The following is a 7,343-nucleotide window of genomic DNA, read 5'->3' as shown; positions in this document are numbered from 1 at the left end:
TGCCAAACGATCTCGCCCCGACCAACATGAACGGCCCTAACCGGACTTTGGCCGCTCCATACAACGCTGCGGTGCAGCTTTCGCATTGCGGCCATTCGTGCATGGCGCAGCATTTTTGTCGGCTAAAACGTCGGTGTGCGGACAAACCGGCCTGATGCGGTTGTGGCGTAGATCATGGCCTCGGCACACGGCCCACACCCACAGGCTCTGCGGCAGCGCAGCGCAGCGAAAAATTACCAAACCCGATATTGGCAACATGCCAAGTCGACAAAATCCAATCCGGCCATTCGCTGCGCTCACTCTCGATGTCTCAGTTGCGGGACCAACCCGACCTTCACTCAAATCAATTCAGCTGGTGCTTTCCGTCCGCCGCAGACACTTTCCGGCCTTCGGACATGGCGCGCCGCCGCGTCAAAAGCTGCCTTTGGCGCGCTACGCAGCATTTTGCAGGTGCGAATGCGCACCGCAAGGACGGTGACCCACTGCCTTCGCCGCCGCCGTTCAATCGGCCTATTGACTATCGATGAACTGCGCAAGTATTCTACGAGCCTGTCAAATTCACGCGAGCAATCTGCCAGCGGAGGGGGCGTGCGCGTATAGACCCGCGCCGCGCGACTGTGGGCAGTTGCGGGTCGAGGGAGAGAATTTGAATGTTCAGCAAGACATGGATACGTAAATTTGGTGCGGCGGCATTAACCGCAGGGATCATCTTAGGGGGCGGTTTCGCACATGCCCAGGAAGAGGATTGGAGCCAGGTTGAGACTGCCGCAAAGGCGGAGGGCGCGCTGCTAGTTTATTCGACCACAAGTCGTACAGCCAAGGCGGCGGAGAAATTCTCTGCAAATACCGGCATCACCGTGGAGGTTGTGCGGCTGGGCGAGCAGGACCTTATCCAGCGGGCCTATCAGGAATCAGTGGCAGGCTTGAACGAAGTCGACATGATTGTCGCTGAGGATTGGGTGGCCGCCCGCGAACTTCTGTCCAGCACCGGATATTTCATCAACTATATCCCACCGACGGCCCGTGAGCTTTTTGCAGAACGTCATCAGAACCCACTTGTGCTGGGCTATATCAACCGCATTTTCGGCTATAATACTGACAAGCATCCCGACGCCGATCCGTTGGAGAGCGTTTGGGATGTGACGACCGAGGAATATCGCGGACGCGTCATGATCAGGGACGTGGCGATCACCGGGGAACATCAGAACGCCCTGACCGAATGGGTGCGTCGCAGTGACGAGCTTGAAGCCGCGTACGAGCGCCGCTTTGGCAAGCCTCTAGAGATGACGGAGGCCAACGCCGGTCTGGAATTCATCAAGCGTTTTCTGCAGAATGATGCGATCATCATGACGTCGGACACAAAGATATCGAAGGCCATCGGCTCAGCCGGGCAAGAAGATCCGCCCTACGGCATGTTCTATGTCTACTCCAAGCATCGCGACGCGAAATTGCAGGATCTGCGCATTTCCGACAGCCGGCAGATTGATCCGACGCTTGGATATTACTATCCGATTGTCCTGCAGTTGTCGGCCAACGCAAAACATCCGAATGCGGCCAAGATGTTCATGGAATATCTGGGTACGCTGGACGGTTTCGCGCCGTGGGCGGATTCACCTGGCGTTTACACACCTAACCCCAACCAAATTCCCTTCGAGGGCGACATGCCCTTCTCTTGGTGGGAAGAACGCATGTGGTCCTACGACCTCGACTTCGCGGCCGAGAACCGCGGCATCGTGCTCGATACCTGGCTGAAGTACGCGCAGCGCTGACACTGCCAGACATAATCACATCCTGTGACACCTGTAGCCCGGGGCCTGCGACACACCGCAGGCCCCGATTGCCGAAGCGAGGCGCAGGCGAGTACCGGGTTCGACAAAGAGCTGAGGACGACCCCGAATGCGCAACGCATACAACCGATTTCGCCTTGGCCTGACGCCCCAGAGTGTTCTTGCGTTCGTCTTTCTGATCATCCTTGGATATCTGGTCATTGTGCCGCTGTTCCTGATGCTGCGCGAAACTTTCCTGATCCATCCGCTTGAACGCTTCCAGATACCTGGTTCGAGTGTCGGCGACCTGACCTTTGCTCACTGGGAACGCAATTTCCTGAGCGAGAATGCATATGCGTTCTTCTACCGGCCGCTGCTGAATACTCTCAGGATCGCGCTAGGCATGTCGTTTCTGGCGCTGGCAATCGGCGGCACCCTTGCTTGGCTGGTGGTGCGTACCGATCTGCCGATGAAAGGTCTGATCTCGAACGCGGCGATCATCCCTTATATCATGCCGTCATGGACGCTGGCGCTCGCCTGGATCACCATGTTCAAGAATACACGCATTGGTGGCGATCAGGGGATCTTTACCGCGCTGACCGGTGTCGTCACACCCGACTGGTTCGCCTACGGGCTGTTCCCGATCACGATCTGCCTGGCGTTGCACTACTTCCCCTTTGGTTTCATGCTGATTGGCGGGGCCCTTCGCAATATCGACGCACAGCTCGAGGAATCGGCTGAACTTCTAGGCGCGTCGCGGCCGACCATCCTGCGTCGAATCGTCATTCCGTTGGTCCTGCCGGCGATCTTCTCGACCTTTCTTTTGACGTTTTCAAGGGGTCTTGGCACCTTTGGGACACCAGCGTTCCTGGGCGGCCCGGTGCGGGAATTCGTGCTGTCAACATCGCTCTATGCAAACTTGATCGGCCAGAGGCCGGGCATCGGATACCTCGCCGCCGTGGCCATGATCGCCCTAGGGGTGCTGGTGCTTTATATGGACTACAAGATCATTGGCACACGTCGAAGCTTTGTCACCATTTCCGGCAAGGGTGCACGCGCCGGTCTCGTAGCACTGGGTCGCTGGCGCTGGCCAATCGCTGGACTTGTGCTGGGTTTCATTTTCGCGGTCATCGCGATACCGCTCACCGCATTGGCCATTGACACTGTGATGCTGCGGCCGGGCATCTATTCCTGGGACAATTTCACTTGGCACTACTGGGTCGGGGATGCGAGTCTTACTGTTGGCCTCGGAACCGGTGAACCAGGTATCCTGCGAAACTGGCAGCTGATGTCGGCGCTGGGCAACACAATGAAGCTTGCTGTGGTGGTTGCGCTTATTACCGGCATTCTTGGAATACTCGTCGGCTACGCGATTGTACGGCTGCGCGGCCGCTGGGTCGCGCAGGCGCTGGACCAGATGTCATTCTTTCCCTACCTTATGCCCTCAATCGCCCTCGGCGCGATATTCCTAGCGATGTTCGCCGTGCCGCGCGGACCGATCCCATCGCTTCACGGGTCTTTCTGGTTGTTGGTCATCGTCTGTACGGTCAGTTACTTGCCCTATGCAGTAAAGGCCGGGGTCAGTGCTATCCGCCAAGTAGGGCCGGAACTGGAAGAGGCCGCAATCATGGTAGGTGCGTCCTGGTGGACGCGCATGCGGCGTGTGTTGATTCCCATACAGAAATCGACCTACTTTTCCGGCATGTTGCTGCCCTTTATTTCTGTCACGCGCGAACTGTCTCTGCTGATCCTGCTCGTGACCCCGGCAACACAGCTCGCAACGACTATCACGCTGCGATACACGGATCGTGGTTGGTACCCCTACACGAACGGTATGGTGCTGCTTTTGGTCATAATCGTTGTGACCAGCACAGTCGTCAGCCGGCGAGTGATGGGGACAAGTATCGCAAAGGGCCTTGGAGGCTAAGATGCCAGAAATTGTATTAGACCGGGTTTCCCGCATCTATGGAAAGGACGTGCGTGCGGTGAGTGACTTGACGCTCGAAATTCCGGACGGTTCGTTTACCACTTTGCTTGGACCATCCGGCTGCGGCAAGACGACTTCGCTTCGGATGATCGCAGGCCTCGACATGCCGACCACCGGCACCATTCGAATCGGTGACAAGCTTGTATTTTCGCGGGATCAAGGACGATCGCTGCCGCCGGCCAAACGAGGCCTGGGACTAGTGTTTCAAAGCTATGCTCTGTGGCCGCATCTTACTGTCGCCAAGAACATTACTTTCGGTCTGGAGGTTCAGCACATTGGCAAGACAGAGGCGGCGCGGCGTCTTGAACAGGTGGCAACTGCGCTGCAGATCGACGAATTGCTCGATCGCTACACCAGTGAACTTTCGGGCGGGCAACAGCAGCGTGTTGCCATTGCCCGCGTGCTCGTGATGGAGCCATCGGTGCTTTTGCTTGACGAACCGCTCTCGAACCTTGATGCAACACTGCGCATGGATATGCGGGCCGAGCTTAAGCGCCTGCATCATGATACTGGAGCAACCATCGTATATGTGACGCACGACCAGCTCGAGGCGCTGACAATGTCGACCCACATTGCGCTGATGCAAGGCGGCGAACTGCAACAGTTTGCGCCACCACTCGACGTCTATTCCCGTCCGGCAAACAAGTTCGCCGCCGACTTCCTCGGAAATCCGCGCATCAATTTGCTGGAAGGCAGCATCAAAAATGGGCGAGTCCGTTGCGTAGGGCTGGAGCTGGCGCTGCCGTCAGGCATTGCGAAACCAGACAATTCCGCCGTAACTCTGGGTCTGCGTGCCGAGGAGATACGGTTGCACACTCAGCCCAAGGCAGGCACTGAGTCTGCGCGGGTCACAGCGGTGCTGCCGACAGGGTCTGATTGGTACTATCACGTCGATATGAACGGGCAGACGCTCACAGTTCGCCAGAACGATGCACCTCAACTGCAACTCGGCAGTACGGTTCATGTAGAAGCAGTTCCCGATCCGGTAAAGCTCTTCTCGGCAGACGGCCTTGCGATTGCCCTCCCTCAAAATCATTCAGAAGGCGTGTGACGTTGAACAAACCGATGTTGCTTGTTACTGGCATGTCCGGAGCCGGAAAAACCGAAGCCATGAAAGCTCTGGAAGACCTGGATTTCTTTTGCATCGACAACCTGCCGCCGCAGCTGTTGAAGGAACTGTCCAAGCTTTCCGACCTCTCGTCCGAGCAAGGCGATCGTTTTGCCGTCGCGATGGACGTGCGCGGGCGGTCGATGTTCGACCATCTGCTCGCAGCTGTCGGCCAATTGCGTGAAGATGGGGTTGCCCACAGAATTCTGTTTCTGGATTGCGGCGATGATGTGTTGGTGCGGCGATATTCGGAGTCTCGCCGAAGGCACCCGGTTCGCGAAGGTCATAGCCTGTACGAACAGATAGCTGCCGAACGCTCTTTGCTGGCCCAGGTACGCGAGCGCGCCGATTTTGTGCTCGATACCACAGGGACAAATACTCACGCGTTGAAAGAGCGTCTGGGGCGCATTGTACTGAACCGGGACGTCACTCAGGAACTCGACGTTGACGTGATGAGCTTCGGCTTCAAGCACGGGGTGCCACTGGACGCGGATCTCATGCTCGATGTCCGTTTTCTGACCAACCCTTACTATGAACCCGAATTGCGTCCGCAGACGGGTCTGGATGGGCCCGTCGCCGACTATGTCTTTGCGCAACCCGAGGCCGAAAACCTGATAGATGAGATCAGCACTTTACTTAAACGCTGGATCCCATTGTACGCTGCCGCGGGAAAAGCTCGTCTGACTGTGGCGATTGGCTGCACCGGTGGGCAACACCGTTCCGTAGCGATTACCGAACGACTGGCGAGCCTGCTCGCACAGGATTTCAAGCATGTCGCACAGGTGCACCGCGACCTGAAAAAGAACCTTTGTCGCGATATTCAGTAGGCTGGTGCGCGTAGTGACCAATGTTGGGTGACAAGTAACTCCATTCAGATCGATAGCATCACGGCAGTTTATTCCCGCGGAGCCGCCATTGGCACGCCCGTTTCGGAATATCGTCTGCGAATGGCCGGTCTCGGGAAATCTTTGGCAACTCTTCGCCGCCGCAAAGAACGATGGCCACCTCATTGGCTTGAAGGGGCTGGCACGAAATCCAAGGTCTCGAAAGGGCTCCTTGCTGCCGTTAGCCGCATGGCAGCGATCCTGCCAAACGATCTCGCCCCGACCAACATGAACGGCCCTTTGCCGACATTCACCAAGATTGACCTTACCGCGGCGCGGCATACCAAGAGCGGCCATTCATGCACCCTGCAGCATTTCCGTCCTTGGAGGTCTGCATCGCGGACAAAGCTGGCGTTCATTTGGCGATGTTCAAAGCATGCGCACTCTATCATATTCAGTCGCTCACAGCCGCTCACAGTCCAAATTGTTTGCCAGCCTCGTTGGCCTTCGCTAGCCTAAAACCGTTGTCGGCTGGAACTTTCGGGGATCCGGGAGGCTCTGCTGAAAGCATGGGAGACCGAGATGGATGTTAGAGCGAATTTCCGAATTTCTGGCAGCTATTATGAGGCGTGCAACTGCGAAGCGATCTGTCCCTGTAGGCGTCAAGGAGACATTCCCGGCGGTAGGTCTACATATGGAGACTGCGATTTCTTGCTGTCTTGGCACATTCTGGAGGGCCAGTTTGGGAGCATTGATCTGGCGGGACTAAATGTTTCGATCGCAGGAACCTACAATGATGATGTGGGTGACGACATCTGGTCTGTTTTCATCTACATCGATAAGAATGCTTCGAAACCGCAGTTTGGGGCACTTACCCAGATCTTTAAAGGTGACGCAGGCGGTAATTTTGGGGTCGCGGCGAATTTCTCGAAAGTTTTGGGAATTACTCCCGCAGACATTCGTCTTGACCACACAGCCGGCGCAGAAACCATCAATGTCGGATCGCTGACGTCAGCTGAGGTCGTGCGGGATTTCGAATTCGATGGCCGAGTGTCCTGTGGTATTCCAGGGCACGACTTTCCGGGACAGGAATCGATTTCGAACTTGTCTGTACAAGATGCGCCGCTTGCATTCAGCTATTCAGAACGATGCGGGTTCGCGACTAATTTCGCCTACTGGAACTAACCTGTGTGTAATCTTTCGTGACGATGCAAACCACAGCAATTGTCAAACAGCGCAACGGTGTCTTCTTCCTTGTTGGGCTGTCTGCCTTAGGGTGGCTCCTCATCTTCTGGTCTTCGGAGAACATGTCATCTCCGGTTGTTTCGATGATGATGCCGATGGATGTGAATTGGGGTCTCAGCGAAATCGTGGCGGTCTGGATAATGTGGGCGGTGATGATGGGGGCGATGATGTTGCCATCGGCAATGCCCATGCTTGTTGTACACCGCCGCGTCGCCGCAAAAAGAGATCCCGGCGCCACTAATTCCAATACCTGGTTCCTGATTGGTTACGTTTTGACCTGGACCTTGTTCAGTGCTGTCGCGGCTGCTGCGCAATGGGGGTTTCAACGTGGGGGGATGCTTTCGCCCATGCTTAGGCTTCAGGACCAGTCGATTGCCGGTGGCTTCCTTATTGCGGCAGGCATCTTTCAATTC

General features: G+C 56.4%; 6 protein-coding genes. All 6 read left to right on the top strand.

What is annotated here, in order from left to right; genetic code table 11:
- Window positions 1-650 precede the first annotated feature (650 nt).
- Window positions 651-1,769: an ABC transporter substrate-binding protein gene (locus AC221Y_RS17195; RefSeq protein ID WP_299751431.1), complete on the top strand. Its 1,119-nt coding sequence runs from the start codon at window positions 651-653 to the stop codon at window positions 1,767-1,769.
- A 127-nt stretch (window positions 1,770-1,896) separates the two neighbouring features.
- Window positions 1,897-3,693 (top strand): ABC transporter permease, encoded by a 1,797-nt coding sequence (locus AC221Y_RS17190; protein WP_299751434.1) that lies wholly within the window; start codon window positions 1,897-1,899, stop codon window positions 3,691-3,693.
- Window position 3,694: 1 nt separating this feature from the next.
- Window positions 3,695-4,804, top strand: coding sequence for an ABC transporter ATP-binding protein (locus AC221Y_RS17185; protein WP_299751437.1), 1,110 nt, complete (start codon window positions 3,695-3,697; stop codon window positions 4,802-4,804).
- 14 nt (window positions 4,805-4,818) lie between these two features.
- The gene (gene rapZ, locus AC221Y_RS17180; protein WP_486707841.1) at window positions 4,819-5,688 is read left to right on the top strand and encodes an RNase adapter RapZ; all 870 of its coding nucleotides are present in this window, start codon (window positions 4,819-4,821) and stop codon (window positions 5,686-5,688) included.
- A gap of 579 nt (window positions 5,689-6,267) precedes the next feature.
- Window positions 6,268-6,870, top strand: a complete 603-nt coding sequence (locus AC221Y_RS17175; RefSeq protein WP_486707839.1) for a DUF1326 domain-containing protein — start codon at window positions 6,268-6,270, stop codon at window positions 6,868-6,870.
- A gap of 23 nt (window positions 6,871-6,893) precedes the next feature.
- Window positions 6,894-7,343 (top strand): copper chaperone (locus tag AC221Y_RS17170; protein WP_486707840.1); only part of this gene is annotated, 450 nt, incomplete at its 3' end.

It is taken from the genome of Boseongicola sp., assembly GCF_057460485.1.
The sequence above is the reverse complement of the archived record's forward strand: the minus strand, read 5'-3'. Positions and strand labels throughout refer to the sequence as shown.

Coding starts and splice junctions, on each gene's coding strand:
- AC221Y_RS17195 (WP_299751431.1), top strand. CDS start 651: ATGTTCAGCAAGACATGGATACGTAAATTTGGTGCGGCGGCATTAACC.
- AC221Y_RS17190 (WP_299751434.1), top strand. CDS start 1,897: ATGCGCAACGCATACAACCGATTTCGCCTTGGCCTGACGCCCCAGAGT.
- AC221Y_RS17185 (WP_299751437.1), top strand. CDS start 3,695: ATGCCAGAAATTGTATTAGACCGGGTTTCCCGCATCTATGGAAAGGAC.
- rapZ (WP_486707841.1), top strand. CDS start 4,819: ATGTTGCTTGTTACTGGCATGTCCGGAGCCGGAAAAACCGAAGCCATG.
- AC221Y_RS17175 (WP_486707839.1), top strand. CDS start 6,268: ATGGATGTTAGAGCGAATTTCCGAATTTCTGGCAGCTATTATGAGGCG.